The organism is Streptomyces sp. NPDC001410, assembly GCF_042895235.1.
Taxonomy (GTDB): Bacteria; Actinomycetota; Actinomycetes; order Streptomycetales; family Streptomycetaceae; genus Streptomyces.
This window is the reverse complement of record NZ_JBIAWE010000016.1, coordinates 1-21,850: the sequence shown is the minus strand read 5'-3', so window position 1 is coordinate 21,850 and position 21,850 is coordinate 1. Positions and strand designations below refer to the sequence as shown.

The window sequence follows — 21,850 nt, the reverse complement described above, 5'->3', positions numbered from 1 at the left end:
CCGGTCCCGACGGTGCGTCACGCCGATGCGGCGGCACGGGAGCCGCGGGGAAGACCGAAGAAGTACGTTGCTGCGAACCCCACCGCGTAACCGGTGAGCAGTCCGCCCCCGTAGACGGCGGCCGTCATCCCCGGACTCCTGTTCCCCGCCAGCAGCGGGAACAGGGCCCAGCCCGACGGGCCGATGGCCGTCGCCCCCACCTTGTCCCCGAGCATCGCGAAGAACCCGATGAAGGCCCCGCCGGCCGCGCCGCCCGCGCACGCCGTCACGAACGGGCGGCCCAGTGGCAGGGACACCCCGTAGATCAGCGGCTCGCCCACGCCCAGCAGTCCCGCCGGGAGCGCGGACCTGATCGTCGTACGCAGGGAGACGTCGTGGCGCAGGCGGACGTACACCGCCAGCGCCGCGCCCACCTGGCCGGCGCCCGCCATGGCCAGCAGCGGGAGCAGGACGGTGTAGCCCTGCTGCTCGATGAGGGTGGCGTGGATGGGGATCAGCGCCTGGTGCAGACCCAGCATGACGAGGGGCAGGAACAGGCCGCCGAGGACGAGTCCGGCCAGGGCTCCGGTCGTGGCCAGCAGCCAGTTCGCCGCCGTACCGATCGCCGAGGCGACCACGCCGGCCGCGTACATCAGGCCGTACAGCGTGACCAGGCCGGAGACGAGGACGGTCACGGTCGGGGTCAGCAGCACGTCCAGCGCACCCGGTACCCGGCCCCGGCACCACTTCTCCACCCGGGTCGCCAGCAGCGCCGCCGCGAGTGCGCCGAGCACCCCGCCCTGGCCGGGCGCCAGCTGCACCCCGAACGCCGTCACCTTCGCCACGCCCGGGTAGACGACCACGGCGGCCACGGCCCCGCCCAGCACCGGCGTGCCGCCGAACTCCTTCGCGGTGTTGTACCCGACGAACACCGCGATCAGCGCCATGAACGCGGAGGCGACGGCGGCCAGGGCGGGGGTCAGCCCGGGCAGCCATCCGGCGTTCACCAGCAGCCCGTTGATCCCGGCGAGGATGCCGCAGCCGATCAGGGCGGGGATGAGCGGCACGAAGACGGCGGCGACGCGGCGCAGAGCGGTCTTGAACGGGGTGGCATTGCGCTGCCGGAGCTGCTCCTTCAACTCGCGGCCGGCCGCATCGACCGGTAGATCACTGACCGGTTGACCACTGGCTGGTTGATCACCGACCGGTTGATCGCCGACCTGGGGCTTCGCAGCCGCCGTGCTCTCGCCGACCCGCGTCTGCGCGGTCGCGGCACCCGAGGTCGCGGCCGTTGCGGTGACCGCATCGACCTCGGCGACCTCGTCGACCTGGATCTGCACGGCCGCCGTGACCTCGACGACCACCCCCGGCCCCAGCACGACCTGCAAGGACGACTCCCCGTCCGCGACGACCCCCAGCACTCCGGGCAGCCCCCGCAGCCCTTCCCCGTCCACCGCCGCCGGATCGGCGACGCCCAGCCGGAGCCGGGTCATGCAGTGGGCGACGGACGTGACGTTCGCGGGGCCGCCGACCCGGGCGAGGACGGCGGCTGCGATGGAGGCGGGGTCGTTGCGCACGCCCCGAGCGTGCGGCTCAGGTGCCCGTGACCGCCAGCGCGGCACGCAGATGACCGCCGGACTCCTCCAGAAGGCGGGCGGCCGTCGGGCCGTCGACGCCGGCGAGGATGGTCAGGACGGCGTTCTTCACCTCGCCGCCCGACTCGGTGAGCGCCTTCTCGATCTCCTCCGCCGAGGCTCCCGTGGCCAGCGCGACGATACGGCGGGAACGGGCCCGGAGCTTGTCGTTGGAGGCGCGGACGTCGACCATCAGGTTCCCGTAGGTCTTGCCCAGACGGATCATCGTGATCGTCGACAGCATGTTGAGCACCAGTTTCTGGGCCGTGCCCGCCTTCAGCCGCGTCGAGCCGGTGATCAGTTCGGGCCCGACGACGACCTCGATGCCGTGCTCGGCGGCGGCCGCGAGCGCACTGTGCTCGTTGCAGGCCAGCCCGATGGTCAGCGCGCCGAGCGCGCGGGCGTGCTCGACGGCGCCGATGGCGTACGGGGTGCGGCCGGAGGCCGAGATGCCGACGACGGTGTCGTCCGCACCGACCTTCAGCGCGTCCAGGTCGCTGCGGGCCAGCTCCTTGGAGTCCTCGGCGCCCTCGATCGAGGTGACCAGGGCCTCGGGGCCGCCCGCGATCAGGCCGACGACCTGGGCGGGGTCGGTGTTGAAGGTGGGCGGGCACTCGGAGGCGTCCAGCACGCCGAGGCGTCCGGCGGTGCCCGCGCCGGCGTAGAGCAGACGTCCGCCCCGGGCCATCCGCTCGGACACGGCGTCGACGGCGGCGGCGATCTCCGGCAGCCGCGCACCGACGGCGTCGGGCACGCCGGTGTCCTCGCGGTTCATCAGGCGGGCGATGTCGAGGGTGGGCAACCGGTCGATCTCGGCGAGTTCCGGCCGGAAGGCTTCGGTGGTGAGGGACTCCAGCTCGTTGCGCAGGTCATGGGAGGTCATGGGGGGTGGCTCTCTCCGATTCGCGTGCTCTTCACTCACCTGGGATGGGTGCGGTGCCGGTGCGCCAACGCCTCGTAGGAGGCGGCCAGCGCGGGCGCCGCACTCTCGTACGTCCGCTGTGCCACCCCCACGAACAGGCAGTCCACCACCAGCAGTTGACTCGTCCGCGAGGACATCGCGGCCGGCCGCAGCTCGGTCTCCCGGGAGGTCGACGTGGTCAGGACGTGGTCGGCGTACTGGGTGACCGGCGAGTCCGGGCGGCCGGTGATGGCCACCGTCGTCGCCCCGTGCTCGAAGGCGACCCGGAGCGGTTCGATGACGTCCCCGGTCGACCCGGAGTGCGTGATCGCGATCGCCACGTCCCCGGCCCGGAGCTGCACCGCGTTGGTCACCGCGAGATGCGGATCGCTGTGCGCGTGGGCTATGAGCCCGATCCGCAGCAGCTTCTGCGTGAGGTCCTGGGCGACCAGGCCGGACGCGCCTATGCCGTACACGTCGGTGCGGCGGGCGCCGGCGAGCGCGGTGACGGCCGCGCCCAGCTGGGCGGTGTCGAGTCCGGCGGCGGTGTCGGCGAGGGTCTGCTGCTCCTCGTAGGCGAGCTTGGTGACGACGTCGGCGATGGGGTCGTCCACTGCAATGTCCGTCGTGATCGCGGGCGCCCGGCCGGACTGCTGCTGTGCGGCCAGCCCGGCCAGGGCGAGGCGCAGATCGCGGTATCCGGGATACCCGAGCAGCCGGGCGGTGCGTACGACCGTCGCCTCGCTGGTGCCGGTCAGTTCGGCCAGGCCGGTGACCGTGAGGGCCGCGCACCCGGCCGGGTCGCCCGCGACCGCCTCGGCGACGCGCTGCATGGACCGGGTCATGGAAGGGGCGAGGGTGCGCACCTTGGCGGCGAGGGAGCCGCCCGGACTTCCGAAAATTTCCTTCACGTCCTGGGTCACCAATGAAAGATATTTTCGGTTCGGTCTCGCGGTCAAGAGTGCGCACAATGGGACCATGGAGTCCCTATCCCCGCTTGAGCAGGCGCTGCACGCCGCCCGCGCGCTGGTGCTCGCCGATCTGGTCGCGGGCGATGTCGCCGAGGCCGACGTGGTCTCCCTGGTCGAGGACTCCGTCACACAGCGCCGCTGGTGGGTCGAGCAGTGGCCGGACGGCGTCGAGTACGTGGCCGGGCTGGTCGCGCAGGACGTCCAGGACGCGCTCCTGGAGCGCTACGGCCGCTGGCCGCTGTGCCCGGTGTGCGGCTCGGGCGACCCGCACGCGCTGGACGTGGAGCCGGAACTGGGGCCCGACCCGCACTGGGTGTGCAGCAAGGCGGGCGTGAAGGTGGCCGCGGTGGGCTCGCTGGGGTGGGTCACGGGCGGGATGCAGTCCTCGTGAGGCTCCCGTGACGGTGTACATCGACCCGCCGTCCTGGCCCGGCCACGGACGCATGTGGTCACACCTGGTGAGCGATGTGTCCTTCGACGAACTGCACGCGTTCGCGGCGGAGTTGGGCGTACCCCGCCGCGCCTTCGAACGCGACCACTACGACATCCCGTCCCACCACTACGCGGACGCGGTGGCCGCCGGGGCGGTGGAGATCGGCTCCAAGGAACTGGTCCGCAGGCTCACGGAGGCGGGGTTGCGACGGCCCAAGGGCCGCCCGGCTCCTTCGGTGCGGGACTGAACCGGACCAGTGGGCACGCGGGCCGTTCGGGGACGCGAGTGGTGTTCACCGCCGCCGGATGTGGAGCTGCAGCTCGCCGTCCGCGCCGTTCTCCTCCTGTGCCGTCCGCTCCTCCTCCACGGTGGCCCGGGTGAACCCCGCCCGGGACACCACGCGCTGCGAGGGGAGGTTGTCCGCCTCGATGGTCGCGAACACCGTGTCGACGTCGTCCCGGGCCAGCGCCCACTCCGTCAGCGCGCGCAGGGCCTCGGTCGCGTAGCCCTGGCCGCGGGCGCCCTCGACCAGGTCGTAGCCGACCTCCACCCGGCCCTCCTCGTCCGGGACGCCGTGGAAGCCGATGCCGCCGATGGCGCGGCCGTCCTCCTGGCGTACGAGGGCGAAGACGCCGAACTCGGGCCGGTGCACGCCCGATTCATACGCCTTCACCATGTAGGTCGCGGCCTCCCGCGTGCCCTCGAAGGGCCCGCCCTCGATCCACTCGAAGCCGCCGTCGCCGCCGAGGCGGAGGTCGCGGGCGGCGGCCGGGCGGACCCCGACCAGGGTGAGGCGCTCGGTGGGGATGACCAGGTTGTTCCGCCAGCGCCACTCGGTGACCGGGGCGCGGCCGGGCAGCTCGCCGCGTCCGGTCGCCCACAGCAGGGTCGGCCAGGGCGCCGGGCCGGGCTGGACGTGCGGGAAGAGCCAGGTCAGGACGGCCTCGGCGAGTTCCTCGGCCGGCTCGTAGGCGATCCCGAGTCCCTCGGCGATGTCATGCGTGTGCAGCAGCACCTCGGTGACACCCATGGCGGCGAAGCCTTCGCGGTCGGCGCTGCCGAAGGGGAAGGCGTGGACGGCGCGGACGTCGCGCGGGGTGGTGCGGACGGCGGCGGCGAGCAGGGCGCCGGTCGACCGGATCACGTCCAGCACACCGGCGTTCGGGGCGTCCTCGTCCACGGTGACGTCGAAGAGGAGCCAGTCCTGGGCGCCTACGACCAACCGGCTCGCGTAGCCCATGAAGGCGGTCACGAGGTGGTCGGCCGTCTCCCGGCAACTCCACTCAAGACGCCCGGCCCTGACACCCTTCCAGTCCCGCTCCACTGCCGTGCCGAGCACCGCCACGCTGCCCTCGACGGCAGCGATCACATCGTCCCCGTTTATCGATCGCATGGGGCGAACCCTAGGGTGCGGGGTCCCTCAGGTCGACAGCATTTCCAGCTCGCCCGCCAGGTTGTAACGCGCCGTCGCCTCCCAGTGCTCCCGCCCGTACGGCGTGCGGAACAGGCTGGGCAGATCGAGGAGTTGGCGCAGGATTCCTGAACGTCCCTCGCGAAAGGCCTCGTTGGGGACGAAGTGGTACTCCTCGCGGACCTCGGCGGTGTAGGTGGCGTACGCCGACGGGGGTGCGGCGAGGATGGCGAGGTCGGCGTCGCTGAGGACCTGGCCGTTGCGGTCGTCGTCGGTGGGGTCGTGGGTGACGGTGAGGCGGACGAGGCGTGCCACCTCGGCTGTCTTCGCCTCCGGTACCCCCGCTTCGCGCAGGGCGCGCTCGGCCAGGTGCGCGGAGCGCTCCTCGTTCTCGGAGCGGTCCGGGAGGTAGACCGCGTCGTGGAACCAGGCGGCCAGGCGGACCACGTCCGGGTCGGCCGCGTGTTTCTCCAGTACGTCGATGTGGTCCAGGACCGCTGTGAGGTGGGCGAGCGTGTGGTAGTGGCGCTGGGGTTCCTGCCAGCGGGTGAGGAGGCTGTCGGCGTAGGGGGTGGGGTCGGGGCCGTCGCCGGGGGCGCGGGCTCCCTCCAGGGCGTGGGTGAAACGCAGGCGCAGGGCGTCGAGGTCGGCCATGTGCTCATTCTTCCGTGACGCGCGGCGGACGGCGCTCCTAGCGTGGGCCCATGACTCACGTAGAGGAAGCACGGGATCCTGAACTGCCCGGTCGGCTGTTGGAGGTCGAGCGGGATGCCCTGATACCGCTGCTGCGTTCGCGTGCGGACGCCGACTTCGCGCTGCCGACCGTTGCGTGTCCGGGGTGGACGGTGCGGGATGTGCTGGCGCACTGTTCCGCCACGCTGATGCGGGTCGTGGAGAGCCGGTTCGAGAAGGGGGTGTTCTCGCCCGAGTCGAACGACCGGGACGTCGCCGAGCGCGCGCAGTGGACGAACGCGCAGGTCGTGGACGAGCTGGAGCGCGGGATGACCGAGGCGGGGCCGGTGATCGCCAAGGCGGGCGGGGTGCTGGACATGATCGCGCTAGGGGAGTGGGTGCATGCGGGTGATGTGCGGGACGTCCTCGGGGTGCCGGGGGCGTACGCGGGGGCCGGTCTGCCGGACGCGCTGACGCTGCTGGTCCGTGTCACCCGGGAGAAGAAGCACCTGCCGCTGCACGCCGACCTCGACGACGTGGACGAGCCGCTGCGGCTGGGGGACCCGGCGGCGGGGGCTCCGCCCGCCCGGTACATCGGCTCGGCCGCCACGCTCGTACGGCTGTACGCGGGGCGGCCGCTGGACGGAGCCGCGTACGAGCTGGCGGGCGTGGCGGAGGGGGATCTGAACATCTTCGGATGAGGGGCGGCCCGGGCGGGTACGGAACCGGCGTAGTCTTGAATTGGACTAGACCTGTAGCCGCCGATGAATGGGGTGCCATGAGCAAGCGTGCAGTCCTGGAGGTGATCGCCCTCGACGTCGAGGACGCGGTCATCGCCCAGGCCGGAGGCGCGGATCGTCTGGAGCTGGTCACCGAGATGGCGGCCGACGGGCTCACCCCGTCGGCGGCCACCGTCGCCGGGATCCGGGCCGCCGTCGACATCGACCTGCGCGTGATGCTGCGGCTGGCGGACGGGTTCGCGGCCGGAGACCCCGAGGACGTCGAGCGTCTGGTCCGGGTGGCGGGCGAGCTGCGGGAGGCCGGCGCCGATCAGTTCGTGCTCGGGTTCCTCGACGCGGACGGGGGCGTCGATCTGGACGCGGTGGAGCGGGTCGTCGCCGCGCTGGGCGGCTGCAGCTGGACCTTCCACCGGGCCATCGACCGCGCCGCCGACCGCGACGCCCTGCGCAAGCAGCTCGCCGACCTGCCCGGCCTGGACACCTACCTCACCGCCGGCTCCGCCTCCGGCGTCGACGAGGGCCTGCCGACCCTGGTCGCCGAGGTGCGCCGACGGGGCGAGCCCGGCTACGACCAGACGATCCTCGTCGGCGGCGGCCTCCGCCTGGACCACGTCCCCGCCCTCCGCCACGCCGGCATCGACGCCTTCCACATCGGGGGCGCGGCTCGCTCCGCGGGGTGGGCGGGGCCGGTTTCCGAGGACGCTGTGCGGGAGTGGCGAAGGGTGTTGGACGCGGAGTAGCGCCGTTCAGGGGTGGGCCGAGCGCCGGGTGCGGGTGCGTTGTGGCTGGTTGTGTCCGCGTGGCGGGGCTGCACGTCGGTACGGCTCCGCGTCCCTTCGGGGGCGCCCCGCGGGCGCGGGGGAGGGAAACCCGCCCCGCACGGTCACGGTCAGGCCAACTGTGCGGGCAGCGGTGCCGCGTGCGTCACGATCAGGCCCGACACCGCTCGGGTCAGGGCCACGTACAGGCGCCGCAGGCCCGTGCGTTCGTCCGGCTCGCCGTCGACCACGGCCTGGGGCTCGTCGAGCACCACGTAGTCGTACTCCAGACCCTTGGCGAGGGAGGCCGGGACCAGGGTCAGCCGGGTCTCGCGGGTGGTCTCCTCGCCCGGGGCCAGGTAGGTGATCCCGGCCGCGGTCAGGGCCTCGGCGAGAGCTGGGATGCGCGCGTCGGCCGCGATCAGGCCGGTCGAGCCCTCGTTGCCCAGCAACTCCGCGCAGGCGGCGATCACTTCGGTCGTCGCTGTCGCGGTGCGGACCTCGAAGAAGCCGGGGTTCTCACGGACCGAGGCGACCGGGGTGAGGCCGGGGGCGATGTGGGGGAGGAGGCGGGAGGCGTAGGTGATGACGTCCGTGGGGACGCGGAAACCCGCCGTCAGCTCCTCGATGACCCCCTCCCGCTTGCCGAGGTGGGACAGCGCTTCGTCCCAACTCCGGGTCGCCCAGGGGGTTGTGCCCTGCGCCAGGTCGCCCAGAACGGTCGCGCTGCCGGTGGTGCAGCGGCGGCCGACGGCCCGGTACTGCATGGGGGACAGGTCCTGCGCCTCGTCCAGGACGACGTGCCCGAGCGAGTGCGTGCGCTGGGTCAGGTCGGCCGCCTCGTCGATCAGCACCGCGTCCGCCGCCGACCACTTGGCCGACTTCACGCTGCGCACGGGCTTCGCCCACAGGATCGTCTTCTGCTCGTCCTCGTCCAGGACGCCCTCGGCGTGCTCGGCGAGGAAGTCGGCCTCCGTCAGCAGGCGCAGGACCAGTTTCGCCGGGTCCACGGCCGGCCAGACCGTCTTCACGGCCGCCTTCACCGCGCTGTTGCGGGCGACCGCGTCCTGCACCCGGTCGTCCGGCGCCTCCCCGGCCCGCTCCATCTGTACCAGCACCGCGTGCGCGATCCGCTGCGGCAGGGCCTCGCGGGCGGCGCCGTAGCGGATGTCCCGGTCCAGCAACTCGCGGACCAGCTCCTCCAGTTCGTACGCCGGAACCCGCCAGCGCCGCGAGCCGCGTACGACGACGACCGGCTCGGTGGGCATGGTCACGTGGGAGTACAGGGCCCGGCGCAGCACCTCGGCCATCCGGGCGTCGCCCTTGACGACGGCGGCGGCCGCCTCGTCCGTGCCGCGTACCTCCACATGGGCGACCAGGTCGTCCACGGTCGCCTGCTGCACGGTCAGCTCGCCGAGCGCCGGGAGGACCTGCTCGATGTAGTGCAGGAAGGACTTGTTCGGGCCGATGACGAGCGTGCCGGTGCGGGCGAGCCGCTCCCGGTGGGCGTAGAGGAGGTAGGCGACGCGGTGCAGACCGACGGCGGTCTTTCCGGTGCCCGGGCCTCCCTGTACGCACACGGTCCCGCCCAGCCCGCTGCGGACGATCTCGTCCTGCTCGGGCTGGATGGTCGCCACGATGTCCCGCATGGGGCCGACGCGCGGCCGCTCGATCTCCTGCTGGAGCAGCTTGCTGGTGGTGGCCGCCTCGGCCGGGTCGGACAGGTGCTCGTCCTCGTACGCGGTCAGGTCGCCGCCGGTGTAGCCGAAGCGGCGGCGCAGCCCGATGTCCATCGGGTCCTTCTTGGACGCGCGGTAGAACGGCTGCGAGACCGGGGCGCGCCAGTCGATGACCATGGGGTCGCCGTCGCCGTCGTGCACATGCCGCCGCCCGATGTAGAACCTTTCGCCCTCGGCCCCTTCCGCCTGGTCGGCGCGCGGGGCGTGCAGATAGTCGAGCCGCCCGAAGAAGAGGGGGGTGTCGCTGAGGTCGGCGAGCGCCTTGATGCGCTCGTCGATCTGGCGGGCGAGCACCTCGGCGTTGACCCAGTTCGCAGTGACGTCGCTGATGTCCAGCGCCTCGACGTCCTCGCGCATGGCGCGCAGCGCGGACCGGGAGGAGGCGAGGTGGCTGCGCTCCCGGGCGAGTGGGTCGTCGAGCGGTTCGTGGGCGGGCGTGGACAAGGGGGTGCCTCCGGATCTGCTCGTGGCATGACTGGGGGCCGCCCGGTTTCCGTGCGGGCGGCGGCGCTCCGTAGGGAGGCGGGCAAGAGCGGAGATTGTAGGTGGGGTGGCCGGGAGGAGGCCAATGAATTTCCGCGCGGGGTCCTCCGGAGGTCGTGTCCCCTAGGGGACAGGGGCCGTCCGGCGTAGGGGTGGGGGTCCACCCGGAGACCTACGCGGACGCCTTGGGGATTGGCTCTGGAGACCGATGCGTGACCTGGGTGCGAAGTTCCACCATGGAGACATGAGCGCAGCAACCATCCACCCAGCCTCTGTCCGCCCCCCGTCCGGTGCCACGGCCATGGACGGCCCCCATCACCACCCCCTGGGCAACGCCCTGCGCGCCGTCAAGGTGTTCGTCGAGGCCGCGTTCAGCGTGGTGATCCTCGGCGAGTACGGCGAGGAAGCGGGCATACGCCGTAAGTAGCGGCATAGGGTCACCTCCGTGCCGAAACGGACGGTGGCGTCCCGCCCTGCCCTGTTGTCCCTGCTCCTGCTCGCGGTCTCCGTCTGCTCCTTCACCGCCCTGTGCGTCCTGCAGCGGGCCCCGATGGCCGACCTGCTGGTCTACCGGGCCGAGGGCGCTGCCGCGTCCCACGGCGGCGACCTGTACGGCTTCACGGTCACCGAGTGGCGGCTCCCGGCGACCTACCCGCCCTTCGCGGCGATCCTCTTCGTCCCGGCCACCTGGCTCCCCGTCCCGGCGCTGAAGGCGGCCTTCCTGGCGGGCAACGCGCTCCTGCTCGCCGGCCTGGTCACCCTCTCGGCCCGCCTGGCCGCCCGCCCCCTGCCCCCGCCCCTCCTCTGCACGTGCGCGGCCCTGGCCCTCTGGCTGGAGCCGGTCTTCCAGACGCTCCTGTTCGGCCAGGTCAACCTCGCCGTGGCCTGCCTCGTCCTGTGGGACCTCACCCGGCCTCCGGGCGCCCGCGCCAAGGGCCTCGCCCTCGGCCTCGCGACCGGCGTGAAGCTCACGCCCGCCGTGTTCGTGGTCCATCTGTTCCTGCGCGGACGCAAACGCGAGGCGGCCATGGCGGTGACCGGCTTCGCGGCCACGGCCCTGCTCGGGTTCCTGCTGCTGCCCGCCGCGAGCGCCGACTTCTGGAGCCGGCGCCTGTACGAGACCGGCCGGGTGGGCAAGGCGTGGATCGTGGACAACCAGTCCTTACGGGGGCTGGTCGCGCGGGCCCTGGGCGACCCGGCGCCGGGCCTCGCCTGGGCGCTCCCGGCGGCGCTGGTGGCGGTGATCGTCCTGCTGCTGGCCGCCCGTGCCTGCCAGGAGAGCCACGGCATCCTGCTGGCCGCCTGCGCGGCCCTGCTGGTCTGCCCGATCAGCTGGTCGCACCACTGGGTGTGGTGCGTGCCGCTCCTCGCGGTGCTCCTGGCCGAGGGCCGCACGCTCACCGCCGGGCTCGTGGCCCTCGTCTTCACCGCCCGCACGATGTGGCTGGTGCCCCACGAGGGCGCCCTGGACCTCGAACTTCCTTGGTGGCAGCAGCTGTTGGCGGCCCCTTACTCGATCCTGGCGCTCGGGCTGGCCGGGGCGTGTGCCAACATGATCAGCCGTTGTCCGATCCATTCGACCGAGCAAACGGGGAAACAGGCATGCCCTTCTCGAAGCTTCCGTTCCGCAGGGCGGTGAGCGGACTGACCGCCGCCACCGCGCTCGCCGTCGGCGCCACCCTCATGGCCGCTCCCACCGCCTCGGCGGTCGGCTCCTCCGGCTGCACCAAGAACATCAGGGACACGACCTACACGGTCGTCCAGTACGACCACGCCGACATGCACACCGGCCCCGGCAACAACTACCGGGTCAAGAAGTCCGTGTACATGGGCAACAAGGTCCGCGTGTACTGCACCGCCAAGGGCGGCTCCTGGTACTACGGCAAGTTCGGCTCGACCTACGGCTGGATGGAGGAGCACGCCTTCTTCTAGGCCGTACCCCTCCACGCCCCAGGTTCTTCGCCGCCCCGCCTAGCTCTCCGCCAGGATCTCGTCCGCGTCCACGATCCGGTACGCGTACCCCTGCTCCGCCAGGAAGCGCTGGCGGTGGGCGGCGAAGTCCTGGTCGATGGTGTCGCGGGCGACGACCGAGTAGAAGTGGGCCTGGTGGCCGTCGGCCTTGGGGCGCAGCACGCGGCCCAGGCGCTGGGCCTCCTCCTGGCGGGAGCCGAAGGTGCCGGACACCTGGACGGCGACCGTGGCCTCGGGCAGGTCGATGGAGAAGTTGGCGACCTTCGACACCACGAGCACGCTGATCTCCCCCTCGCGGAACGCGTCGAAGAGCTTCTCGCGCTGCGCGTTGGACGTCTCGCCCTTGATCACCGGGGCGTTCAGGTGCTCGCCCAGCTCGTCCAGCTGGTCGATGTACTGGCCGATGACGAGGATCTGCTGCCCCTCAAACCGGCGGACGATCGCCTCCGTGACCTTCCGCTTGGTCTCGGTGGTCGCGCAGAAGCGGTACTTCTCCTCGGTCTCGGCGGTGGCGTACGCGAGCCGCTCGGAGTCGGTGAGGTTCACCCGGACCTCGACACAGTCGGCGGGCGCGATGTAGCCCTGCGCCTCGATCTCCTTCCAGGGCGCGTCGAACCGCTTCGGCCCGATGAGGGAGAAGACGTCGGACTCGCGGCCGTCCTCGCGCACCAGGGTCGCGGTCAGACCGAGGCGGCGGCGCGCCTGGAGGTCGGCGGTGAACTTGAAGACCGGCGCGGGCAGCAGGTGCACCTCGTCGTAGACGATCAGACCCCAGTCGCGGGAGTCGAACAGCTCCAGGTGCGGGTAGACGCCCTTCCGCTTGGTCGTCAGCACCTGGTAGGTGGCGATGGTGACCGGGCGGATCTCCTTCCGGGTCCCGCTGTACTCGCCGATCTCGTCCTCGGTCAGCGTGGTCCGCTTCACCAGCTCGTGCTTCCACTGCCGGGCCGAGACGGTGTTGGTGACGAGGATGAGGGTGGTGGACTTCGCCTGCGCCATCGACCCGGCGCCGACCAGCGTCTTTCCGGCCCCGCAGGGCAGCACGACCACGCCGCTGCCACCGTGCCAGAAGTTCTCCACGGCCTGCTTCTGGTACGCACGCAGCGCCCAGCCGTCCTCCAGCAGCTCGATCGGATGCGCCTCGCCGTCCACGTACCCGGCGAGGTCCTCGGCCGGCCAGCCCAGCTTCAGCAGCATCTGCTTGATCTGCCCGCGCTCGGAGGGGTGCACGACCACGGTGTCCGGGTCGATGCGCGCCCCGACCAGCGGGGCGATCCGCTTGGACTTCAGCACCTCCTCCAGCACCGGCCGGTCGGTGGTGGTGAGGACGAGTCCGTGCGCGGGGTGCTTGCTCAGGGTGAGCCGCCCGTACCGGTCCATCGTCTCGGCGATGTCCACGAGCAGCGCGTGCGGCACCGGGTAGCGGCTGTACTGCACCAGCGCGTCCACGACCTGCTCGGCGTCGTGCCCGGCGGCCCGCGCGTTCCACAGGCCGAGCGGGGTGACCCGGTAGGTGTGGATGTGCTCCGGCGCCCGCTCCAGCTCGGCGAAGGGCGCGATGGCACGCCGGCAGTCGTCGGCCCGCTCATGGTCGACTTCCAGGAGCAGGGTCTTGTCCGACTGGACGATCAGCGGTCCGTTCACCGACGCACTTCCCTTCCGCGTGGCCAAACGTCCAGTGTGCCCTATCAGCGGATGATCGCGGCGGGGCGCCGCAACCATGGGCACCCGACACGGGTCTTCCTACCGCGGGACCGGCGCGGGGGCGCGGTCCGGGGAGGAGCGGGGCGCGATGTCGGTACGCAGGTGGGTGACCGGCCTGGGGGCCACGGCGGTACTGCTGGCGGCAGGGGTGTGGGCGGTGTGGCCGCCGGGTGTCGATCGGCACCTGTGGGGCGAGGTGCGGCCGGTGATCGAGGCGCGGCTGGTGGCGGACTCGAAGGGCAGCGGGTACGGGGAGACGCAGCCCGGTCTGCGGGCGCAGTGGTTCTGCCGGGCCGAGGCACGGGACCTCGACGAGCACGACGGCGTCGTCCGGGCGGGCGTGACCACGTTGTGCATGGAGTACGGGGTGCGGAAAGGCGCTCTGGTGGAGTGCTCCGGAGCCGATGTCCCGCAGGTGGTGCGCCTGAAGCGGGACGCGGGCGCGCACGGCGGCTTTCGCGTGACGTCGCGGGAGGAGGGGCCGGACGGCGCGGGCAGCGGGAAGTGGGTGGAGGACCACTTCAGCTTCTTCCACGAGCCCGGCCCCGAGGGCACGGGCGGGTCCGACGGCCTGGAGGCCGCCGCCCGCAAGCACTTCGGCCTGCCCGCGGACGCTCCGGTCAAGGACTGCTGACAGGCTCTAGTCCTCCGCCAGCTCCGCGACCCCCGTGACCCGGTGCAGCGGATACGTCCGCACCTCGTCGGCCGTGTGGTCGTACGCCGTCACGAAACCGCCCTCGACCCGGATCGGGGCGATGACGCGCTGGCTGGCGGTGCCCTCGGCGTTGACGTAGCCGATCCACAGCGACTCGCCGGTCAGGACGGCGGCCTGCATGGTGGCCAGGGTCTCGGCGGAGCTGGTGCGGGGCAGTTCGCCGCCCGTGAGTGCGCCGCCCGACGGCTTGCGCGGCGCGGTGGCGGCCAGGTCGCCCGCCCGGATCGCGCGGATCGCGGCCGCCAGCAGCGTGGCGTCGGGCGGCGGCGGTCCGTCCGGCACCGGCTCGGGCGCGGTGCGCGGCGGGGTGCGGTGGGCGTCGGCGCGGGTGATCAGGACGTCGCCCTCGGCGGACTCGGCGGCGGGCGCGTAGCCCATCGCGCGCAGGCCGTCCAGCAGTGTGGCCGGGTCCGTCGGGGCGGCCAGGACGGTCGGGGCCAGGCGGCGCAGGCGCAGGGCGGCCGCCCGCTTGTCGGCGAGGATCTCGTTCAGCAGGGCGTCGTCGTCGCAGCGGACGTATGCCGAGGCCGCGCCGACCCGCAGATGGCCGTGCTTGCGTGCCACGTCGTCGATCAGATACGCCAGCGGCTGTGGGACCGGCGTGCGGGAGTGCGCGGTGAGGAAGGCGTGCAGGTCGGCGGCGGCCCGGCCGGCGTCCAGGGCGCGCCGGACCGAGGCCGGTGTGAAGCGGTAGACGGTCGCCCCGCCCTTGGACTCGACGTCCGCGAGGATCCCGAGCATGTCGGCGAGCGGACGCCGCAGCGGGCCGGGGGCCACCGCCGTGAGGTCCGCCTGGAGCAGGACGTGGTCCAGGGGTTCGGGCAGCAGGGGTGCGAGGAGCCGGGCCGCGGCGGCCGTGGCGACGGTCTGCTCGGTGGGGGAGAGGGGTTCCAGGAGGGCGCCCGGGCGGTGGTGGACGGGGAGTTTGTCGCCGGGCCCGGAGGGTTCCGCGGCGACCGAGGGGTGCGCGGCCGCGGGCGCGCCGAGCAGCGCCCGACCGTGTGCCGACAGCGCCCCGCGCCCGGTGACGCCGAGCAGCTCCGCCTCCGAGAGGGTCCAGCGGGCGAGCCGGGAGCGCAGGTCGTCGGCCCCGTCGACATCACGCCGGGGACCACGCAGCGGCCGCTCCCAGAGCAGCCGGGCCAGCACCGACTCGGCGCCGGGGGCGGCGCCCTGCGGGAGCCCGGCCAGCAGGGTCAGCACCCGCTGCCGTACCTCGGGCGCGGCCGACCGGTCGAGTCCCGGCCCCAGCGCGGACAACGTACGGTCCTTCGCGTCCCGCCCGCCGACCAGCCCCGGTGTCCGGGTGGCCGTCAGCCAGGCCTCGGCGAGCCGGGCCCAGCGCTCGGCGGGCGGCCGCTCCAGCCACTCGTCGTAGGCGGGGGTGGCCGCGTACCGCTCGTCGGCCTCGCCGTCGGAGGCGAGCAGGCCGGCCGCGTACGCCAGCTCGACCCAGAAGGCGGCGACCGGCTCGGGCACGTCGAGGGCGACGGCGGTCCGCTTCAGGTCCCGCACGCTCAGCCCGCCGGCCCGCAGCACGGCCGGGCCGCCCTCGTCCCAGTCCTTCAGCAGCTCCTCGACGGTGGCCAGCGCGGTGTACGCCTGGCCGGCCGCGGTGGCGTCCACGATCTGCGGACCGTGGGTGGCGGCCGGTTCGACGGCGGGCGGCAGCGGTTCGGGTGCCCGGTGCGCGCGGCCCTCGCGCAGATGCAGGGCGACCTCGCGGGGCAGGACGACCGTGCCGGGCGCGGTGGGCAGCAGCAGGCCGCGGTCCAGCAGCCAGCGCAGATGGGCGGCCGGGTCGGCGGTGACCTGCCCGTACGGCGGCCCCCACACAAGCCGGGACAGCACCTCGCGGGCGGCCTCCGGCGCCTTCGCGAGCAGGGCCGCCATCTTCTTGCGGTGGGTGAACAGGGCGGTGAGCGCGGCCGCTGCGGAGACCGAGTCGTGCGTCGAGGCCAGCCCGGCGGCGCCGACGATCTCCTGGATCCGCCCCGGGGACATGCCCGCCGTGGCCTCCTGCACGCTCGGGCCGAGACCGGTCGGGGAGGGGTGCTGCGCGGACGGCGCGAGCAGCTCCCGTGCGGTCCGCACCAGCCGCAGCCGTTCGTCGTCGCCCCACACCAGGGCCTGTTCGCGCAGGGTGGCCACCGCGCGGGGCAGCGCGGCGGCGACGGTCTCGTCCCGGGCGTACCCGGCCATCAGGCCGAGCAGAATCTCGTACGACGCCGGTTCCGGGGCCACGGCGAGGGCCTCGGCGGTCTGCAGCGCGAACCGGTCCAGCCGCTCCAGGGCACGCAGGACCGAGGCGCGGGTGCCGGCGCGGGTGGCGAGCTGCGTGAGGTCGGTGGGAACCGGCGTGATGAGATCGGGCCGGCTGCGCAGGAGCGCGGCCAGGGAAGCGTCGTCTCGCGCGCGGAGCGCTTCCGCGAGGGAGCGTGGAGCCGACGGGGGCGTGTGGGCGCTCATCCCGCCCACGGTACCCGGATGGCGGCCGGACGCAGCGGTGCAGGACGGGGTCCGCCGTTACGCGGTCAGCGCAGACCCGTGTCGCACCTGACCGTGATCTTCGTGTACGCGTCGGGGCGGACGGTGACCTCCACCGGGGCGCAGTGCGCGGTACCGGAGGTCCGGGCCCGCACCTCGTACGCGCCGGCCCGCAGCGGCACCCGGAACCGGCCGTCCGGACCGGTGTGCACGGTCGCCACCTCGGTGTCCGAGGACCGGTCGCGGACCCGCACGGTCGCCTCGGCGGGGCTGCTGCAGTCCTGGCTCTCGGGAGCGCCCTCCACGGGGCAGGTCGGCCACCGGACGACGACGCCCCGCACCCCGGACCGGACGTCCGCCGGGGCGCCGCCCGACCCGCTCGGGGCCGCTTCGGAGCACGCGGCGAGCGCCACCGGCACGGTCAGCGCCACGAGCGCGAGAAGCAGGCCGGCCGGCGGCCGCCGGGCGATGCGGCGGCGTTGCGGGAGCACGTTTCCACTGTAGGCAGCGGGGCGTGGGCACGGACAGCGCGAAAGGGCGGAGGGGGTGGCACGATGGCCACCACCTCCGCCCCGGGGTGTGTCACGGTGTCCGGTCCCGCCGGCTAGCAGAAGCCGAGCTTTCCGATGCGTGAGCCCCACGAGGTGGTGCTGTTCTGGCGCTCGTTCACGACGTAGGCACGGTTGCCGGCGGCGCAGGCGCCGGCCGCGGAGGGGTCGACGGTGACGGCGGAGTAGTCGCCCCAGCGCTCGACGACGTCAGTGGACGGGTTGTAGAACGTCGAGGCCTGGGAGTGGTTGTTGCCTCCGACGACGTTGACCGGGTCGGTGGCGAGGCGGCCGCCGCTCATGACCCGCACCTGGTGGGCGACGCCGGCCGTGACGTTGGTCGAGGACCAGGTGAAGAACATCCGGCCGATCGGGTTCGTCGGGGTGGCGCCCTGGGCCGAGCCGGCCACGGACGCGTTGAAGTCGTCGGAGTTACCGGACTCGGTCACACTTCCGGTCTGACCGGCGGGCACCGTGCTGTTGGCAGTGTTGATCTGCAACCAGACCGGCGTCGGGCGTCCGCCGACACTGACGGTGTGGATGTTGAGCAGCTGGTTGCCGATCTGCGTGCTGTTCTGCGAGAACCGGGAGTCCGAGCTGTCCAGCCGGTCGGTCGTACCGGGCTGGCGGGCGTCCGGTGGCACGGTGTAGGCGGTCACCGGCACGTTGGGCTGCTGCACGATCGTGGCGTTGCTGCGGCCCAGGCCGGTGGCCTTGAACAGGGTCAGTTTGCTGTCCGCCGGGGCGGCTCCCACCAGGAAGGCGCTCGCGTTGTTGTCCTCCACGAGGGGAGGCGCGACGGTGCCCGGCGTGCCCAGGCTGAAGTACAGGAACCTGGGGCCGAAGCCGTTGTACACGTCGGCCTTGGCCATGCCGTAGGCACGCGTGCGGACGTAGTGGTCCGAGGAGTCGAAGATGTTCGCCGTGACGATCACGGCGTCCTGGTCGAGCCCCAGCTGCGGGAAGTCGTAGAAGTCACCGGAGTTCTCCGGCGGGTCGAACGTGTAGACGTAGAACGAGCCGGTGGCGTCCGAGCCGGTGGACACCGCCCAGAACACCCTCTGGACCGTGCTGCTCTCCGGGAACGCCTCGGCCGAGATGACCCAGCGGTTCCACTTCTTGTCGTAGACGACACGGGGGTCGAAGATCGACTGCGCGGTGTAGCTGAAGAAGCTTGCGAACGACACGCTCTTGACCAGGGCGCCGTCCGAATTCCGGAACACGCCGAAGCCGGCGCCGTTCACGGTCTGAACGAACTGGGTCTTGCCGACGGCGCCGGTCGTGTCCGGCGGCCGGACGCAGCAGGGCTGGCTGAGTCCCTCGAAGCCGCCCTGATTCGGCGGCGGCGCCAGCTTCCCGGCCTTGTTCCCGCCGGTCTGTCCGGGCCGCTGCTTCGCCCGGTGCTTCGCGGCGGCGGCCTTCAGCTCGGCGAGCTTCTTGCGGGAAACGGTGGGCAGCGGGCCCTGGCCCCTGCGGACCTTCGGCTGGGCGTGTCCGCTCGGGTTGACCAACTTCGGTTTGGACACGTGAACCATGCGGGGCGCCGGGAGCGGCTTCCCCTCCGCCTGGGGGTGAGCGGATGCCCCGGACGCCTGAGCCATGCCCAGGCTCAGCGCGAGCGCGGCCAGCAGGGCCGGCACCACGCGGCGCACCCTCCGTCTGGTCGTCAAGACAGACTTCCTCTCCTCGCCTTCGCGGCCTGGGTGGCCGGCTGAAAGGTCGTCCTCAGCATGTTGGAAAGTGCATTCGGAAACTTGGCGACCTAGCGAACATTTCACCTAAATCAACCTGAACGGCCGTTGGAGCGGTTCCGGTTCCGCCGGCTAGCAGAAGCCCAGCCTGCCGATGCGCGAACCCCATGAATCGGTGCTGATCTGACGCTCGTTCACGACGTAGGCACGGCTGCCGGCGACGCAGGTGCCGGTCTCGGAGGGGTTGATCGTGACGGCGGAGTAGCCGCCCCAGGGCTGGATCCGGTTATCGCCCGACGGGGCGTAGAACGTCGAGGCCGTGCTGTGCGTGTTGCCCCCGAGGATGTTCGGGTCGTCGGTGACGAGGCGGCCGCCGCTCTTGACCCGCACCTGGTGGGGGGTGCTCAGCGCGTTCGTCGAGGACCACGTGAAGAACATCCGGCCGATCGGGCTGTCCAAGGTGCCGCCCACGGGCGAGCCGGCCACCGAGGGGTTGAAGTCGTCCGAGTCGGGAGACTCGAACACCGTGCCGGTGGCGGAGACCGCGCTGGTGTCGGTGTTGATCTGGTACCACCTCGGGGTCGGGAACCCCCCGTCATCGACGGTGTGGACGTTGAGCAGTTGGTTGCCGATCTGCGTGCTGTTGTTCTGGAACCGGGCGTCCAGGGTGTCCAGCACGGCGTTGGTACCGGGCTGGCGGGCGCTCGGCGGCACGGTGTAGGCGGTCACCGGCACGCTGGGCTGCTGCACGATGGTGGCGTCGCTGCGGCCGAGGCCGGTGGCCTTGAACAGGCTCAGACGGTCGGCCGCGGGGTGGGCCGCCACCAGGAAGGCGCTGGAGTTGTCGTCCTCCACGACGGGCGGCGCGACCGTGCCGGACAGGCCCAGGTCGAAGTACCGGAAGTCGGTGGAGCGGCCGTTGTACAGGTCGGCCTTGGCCATGCCGAAGGCGCGGGAGCCGATGTAGTCGTACCCGGGTTCCGTGGGGCGGAAGATGTTCGCCGTGACGATCACGGCGTCCTGGCCCAGCCCCAGTTGCGGGTAGTCGTAGAAGTCGCCGGTGCCGGGCTCCTCCGGCGGGTCGAACATGTAGACGTACCACGAGCCGAGCGGGTCCGGGCCGGTGGACACCGCGTAGAACACCTTCTGGACGTCCTGGCCCTCCTGGAACGCCTCGGCCGAGATGACCCAGCGGTTCCACGTCCTGTCGTAGACGACCCGGGGGCCGAAGATCTCCTGGGCGGTGTAGCCGAAGAAGCCGGCGAGCGACACGCTCTTCTGCAGGCTGCCGTTCGACGTGTCGTACACGCCGACGCCGGTGCCGCTCGTGACCTCGACGAAGTAGCCCTTGCCGGCGGCGCCGTGCGTGTCCGGCGGCGTGAGGCAGCAGGGCCGGCTGAGCCCGTCGAAGCTGCCCTGGCTCGGTGGCGGCGCCGGCTTCCCGGCCCTGTTCCCGCCGGTCTGTCCGGGCCGCCGCTTCGCCGGATGCTTCGCGGCCTCGGCCTTCAGTTCGGCGAGCTTCTCACCGGGGATGGTGGGCAGCGGCCCCTGGCTCTTTCGCACCCTCGGCCGAGCGTGCCCGGTGGGGTCGACCACCTTCGGTTCGGACAGGTGAACCTTGTGGGGCGCCGGGAGCGGCCCGCCCTCCGCCCGGGGCCGAGCGGCCGCCCCGGGCGCCTGTGGCAGAACCACACCCAGGCTCAGCGCGAGCGCGGCCAGCAGGGCCGGCACGGCGCGGCGCGCTCTCCGTCTGGTCGTCAAGACAGGTTTCCCCTCTTCGCTTCAAGCCTCCGTGGCCGGTGAGCAGGTCATGCTCAGGATGAGAGGTGATGGCGTCGGGCACCCGCACCCACGCGGTACCGTCGTCCAACGGGGTGTCATCGCCGTTGCCCCGGAGGGGTTTTCCGTGGGGATCGAAAGCGATCAGGTCGTCTACGAGTATCTGAGCCGCGTCGGAGACATCGCTCAGCAGCGGCAGTTGCCGTCGTCCGCGCGGATGCGGCTGGTGTCGGAGCTGCGCAACGAGATCGACCGGCACCGGGCCAGTGCGACGGCGGACAGCCCCGCCGCCGTGCGCCGCATCCTGGAGCGGCTGGGCACCCCGGACGAGGTGGTCGAGGCCGCGGGCGGCAGCGCGGGGGTGCCGCGGTCGGCGCCCGCCGCCGTGCCCGTACAGCCGGAGCCGGAGCCGAAGGAACGGCCCAAGGGGCTGCGCAGGGTCGTACCCCGGCCGCGTGCCGCCGAGCCGGAGTCGAAGCCGCGCGACGCCCCGTCCCCGCCGCATCTCGCCGCCCCGGACGAGCTGGGGGACAGCGCGACGCACCCCGACTGGTGGCGGGTGGAGGGCAGCCCGTTCGGTACGCCCGCCGGTGACGTCGTCCCGGGGTTCGTGGGCGGGGTGGAGATCCCCGATCTGCTCAAACGCCCGCAGAAGGAGACGGAGGAGAAGGAGCCGGAGCCCCGGCAGGCAGAGCCGCCGGAGGCGACGGAACAGGCGGCCGCGCCGCGCCGCCGCCTGTTCGCCCGCAAGGCGCCCGCGCCCGCGGCGGCCGCCCGCCGCCTGCTGCCGGGCCCCGCCGCCGGCTGGAGCAACCCCCTCCTCCTGCTGGCCGCCGCCGCACTGGTCGCCGGAGCCGTGCTCGGCAACTGGTTCGCGCTCCTGCTCGGCTGGCTGATCGCCTACGGCTCCCGCCGCCTCACCCCCGCGGAGACCAAGTGGGCCGTACTGGGCGCCCCCGGCCTGGCCCTCGCGTCCGGGCTGCTCTGGCTGTGGGGCCGTGACACCGGCCGCTGGGGTGCCCCCATCGCCCAGGGGCACATGAACGACGCCGTGGCGGAGACGTGGCCCTGGGTGGTGCGGGGCGCGGCCGTGGCCTCGGCCCTGTTCCTGGTGTGGCGCTCCCAGCGCAGGCGCTAGCTGTATTGATCACGAGCGTTGTTAACGCGGGCCGGTCTTGATCGTGGCGAAGGCCTCCGTGTGTGGTGGAGGTGTCGAATCTTCACCGCACGGAGG

General features: G+C 72.7%; 20 protein-coding genes. 9 read left to right on the top strand and 11 right to left on the bottom strand.

What is annotated here, in order from left to right:
* Positions 1-17: 17 nt before the first annotated feature.
* From ACFY3C_RS31160 to ACFY3C_RS31150, 3 genes are read right to left on the bottom strand one after another with little or no spacing between them, the layout of a single operon-like run.
* The gene (locus ACFY3C_RS31160) at positions 18-1,556 is read right to left on the bottom strand and encodes a PTS transporter subunit EIIC (protein ID WP_390773146.1); all 1,539 of its coding nucleotides are present in this window, start codon (positions 1,554-1,556) and stop codon (positions 18-20) included.
* A gap of 16 nt (positions 1,557-1,572) precedes the next feature.
* Complete coding sequence (gene murQ, locus ACFY3C_RS31155; RefSeq protein WP_386573635.1) at positions 1,573-2,496, bottom strand: N-acetylmuramic acid 6-phosphate etherase; 924 nt, start codon at positions 2,494-2,496, stop codon at positions 1,573-1,575.
* A 35-nt stretch (positions 2,497-2,531) separates the two neighbouring features.
* Positions 2,532-3,437, bottom strand: coding sequence for a MurR/RpiR family transcriptional regulator (locus ACFY3C_RS31150; RefSeq protein WP_386573634.1), 906 nt, complete (start codon positions 3,435-3,437; stop codon positions 2,532-2,534).
* A gap of 55 nt (positions 3,438-3,492) precedes the next feature.
* Between ACFY3C_RS31150 and ACFY3C_RS31145 the strand changes: the two genes are divergently transcribed.
* Positions 3,493-3,876, top strand: a complete 384-nt coding sequence (locus tag ACFY3C_RS31145; protein ID WP_390773145.1) for a hypothetical protein — start codon at positions 3,493-3,495, stop codon at positions 3,874-3,876.
* Between the two features lie 7 nt (positions 3,877-3,883).
* On the top strand, positions 3,884-4,165 hold the full coding sequence (locus tag ACFY3C_RS31140) for a DUF4031 domain-containing protein (RefSeq protein ID WP_390773144.1): 282 nt from the start codon (positions 3,884-3,886) through the stop codon (positions 4,163-4,165).
* A gap of 45 nt (positions 4,166-4,210) precedes the next feature.
* Here the strand turns inward: ACFY3C_RS31140 and ACFY3C_RS31135 are convergent, their stop codons facing one another.
* Together ACFY3C_RS31135 and ACFY3C_RS31130 are read right to left on the bottom strand one after the other, a co-directional pair.
* Positions 4,211-5,287: a GNAT family N-acetyltransferase gene (locus ACFY3C_RS31135; protein WP_390773289.1), complete on the bottom strand. Its 1,077-nt coding sequence runs from the start codon at positions 5,285-5,287 to the stop codon at positions 4,211-4,213.
* A gap of 51 nt (positions 5,288-5,338) precedes the next feature.
* Complete coding sequence (locus ACFY3C_RS31130) at positions 5,339-5,983, bottom strand: hypothetical protein (RefSeq protein ID WP_386573630.1); 645 nt, start codon at positions 5,981-5,983, stop codon at positions 5,339-5,341.
* Positions 5,984-6,033: 50 nt separating this feature from the next.
* Here ACFY3C_RS31130 and ACFY3C_RS31125 point away from each other — a divergent pair, with 50 nt between their 5' ends.
* Both ACFY3C_RS31125 and ACFY3C_RS31120 read left to right on the top strand, forming a co-directional pair.
* Positions 6,034-6,702: a maleylpyruvate isomerase family mycothiol-dependent enzyme gene (locus ACFY3C_RS31125; protein WP_390773143.1), complete on the top strand. Its 669-nt coding sequence runs from the start codon at positions 6,034-6,036 to the stop codon at positions 6,700-6,702.
* Positions 6,703-6,779: 77 nt separating this feature from the next.
* Positions 6,780-7,481, top strand: a complete 702-nt coding sequence (locus ACFY3C_RS31120) for a copper homeostasis protein CutC (protein WP_390773142.1) — start codon at positions 6,780-6,782, stop codon at positions 7,479-7,481.
* Positions 7,482-7,630: 149 nt separating this feature from the next.
* Here ACFY3C_RS31120 and ACFY3C_RS31115 read toward each other — a convergent pair whose 3' ends face one another.
* Positions 7,631-9,682, bottom strand: a complete 2,052-nt coding sequence (locus tag ACFY3C_RS31115; RefSeq protein ID WP_386573627.1) for a HelD family protein — start codon at positions 9,680-9,682, stop codon at positions 7,631-7,633.
* Between the two features lie 283 nt (positions 9,683-9,965).
* Between ACFY3C_RS31115 and ACFY3C_RS31110 the strand changes: the two genes are divergently transcribed.
* The 3 genes from ACFY3C_RS31110 to ACFY3C_RS31100 are packed head-to-tail and all read left to right on the top strand — an operon-like array spanning position 9,966 to position 11,653.
* Entirely contained in the window at positions 9,966-10,148 is a 183-nt protein-coding gene (locus ACFY3C_RS31110; RefSeq protein WP_386573625.1) for a hypothetical protein, read from the top strand.
* A gap of 18 nt (positions 10,149-10,166) precedes the next feature.
* On the top strand, positions 10,167-11,360 hold the full coding sequence (locus ACFY3C_RS31105; RefSeq protein WP_390773141.1) for a glycosyltransferase 87 family protein: 1,194 nt from the start codon (positions 10,167-10,169) through the stop codon (positions 11,358-11,360).
* Positions 11,324-11,653 carry a hypothetical protein gene (locus ACFY3C_RS31100; RefSeq protein ID WP_386573621.1) on the top strand — a complete coding sequence of 110 codons (330 nt, stop codon included), beginning with the start codon at positions 11,324-11,326 and terminating at the stop codon, positions 11,651-11,653. Before ACFY3C_RS31105 ends, ACFY3C_RS31100 begins: the two co-directional genes overlap by 37 nt.
* A gap of 39 nt (positions 11,654-11,692) precedes the next feature.
* Here ACFY3C_RS31100 and ACFY3C_RS31095 read toward each other — a convergent pair whose 3' ends face one another.
* Positions 11,693-13,336 carry a DNA repair helicase XPB gene (locus ACFY3C_RS31095; RefSeq protein ID WP_390773140.1) on the bottom strand — a complete coding sequence of 548 codons (1,644 nt, stop codon included), beginning with the start codon at positions 13,334-13,336 and terminating at the stop codon, positions 11,693-11,695.
* Between the two features lie 148 nt (positions 13,337-13,484).
* Between ACFY3C_RS31095 and ACFY3C_RS31090 the strand changes: the two genes are divergently transcribed.
* Entirely contained in the window at positions 13,485-14,030 is a 546-nt protein-coding gene (locus ACFY3C_RS31090) for a hypothetical protein (RefSeq protein ID WP_390773139.1), read from the top strand.
* Between the two features lie 6 nt (positions 14,031-14,036).
* Here the strand turns inward: ACFY3C_RS31090 and ACFY3C_RS31085 are convergent, their stop codons facing one another.
* From ACFY3C_RS31085 to ACFY3C_RS31070, 4 genes are all read right to left on the bottom strand, one after another.
* A complete protein-coding gene (locus ACFY3C_RS31085; protein ID WP_390773138.1) occupies positions 14,037-16,580 on the bottom strand; it encodes a helicase-associated domain-containing protein in 2,544 nt (847 codons plus the stop codon).
* Positions 16,581-16,645: 65 nt separating this feature from the next.
* On the bottom strand, positions 16,646-17,089 hold the full coding sequence (locus ACFY3C_RS31080) for a carboxypeptidase-like regulatory domain-containing protein (protein WP_390773137.1): 444 nt from the start codon (positions 17,087-17,089) through the stop codon (positions 16,646-16,648).
* Between the two features lie 113 nt (positions 17,090-17,202).
* Positions 17,203-18,816 (bottom strand): hypothetical protein, encoded by a 1,614-nt coding sequence (locus ACFY3C_RS31075; RefSeq protein WP_390773136.1) that lies wholly within the window; start codon positions 18,814-18,816, stop codon positions 17,203-17,205.
* 153 nt (positions 18,817-18,969) lie between these two features.
* The gene (locus tag ACFY3C_RS31070; protein ID WP_390773135.1) at positions 18,970-20,598 is read right to left on the bottom strand and encodes a hypothetical protein; all 1,629 of its coding nucleotides are present in this window, start codon (positions 20,596-20,598) and stop codon (positions 18,970-18,972) included.
* Positions 20,599-20,743: 145 nt separating this feature from the next.
* Here ACFY3C_RS31070 and ACFY3C_RS31065 point away from each other — a divergent pair, with 145 nt between their 5' ends.
* Positions 20,744-21,754, top strand: coding sequence for a hypothetical protein (locus tag ACFY3C_RS31065; RefSeq protein ID WP_390773134.1), 1,011 nt, complete (start codon positions 20,744-20,746; stop codon positions 21,752-21,754).
* Positions 21,755-21,850: the final 96 nt, after the last annotated feature.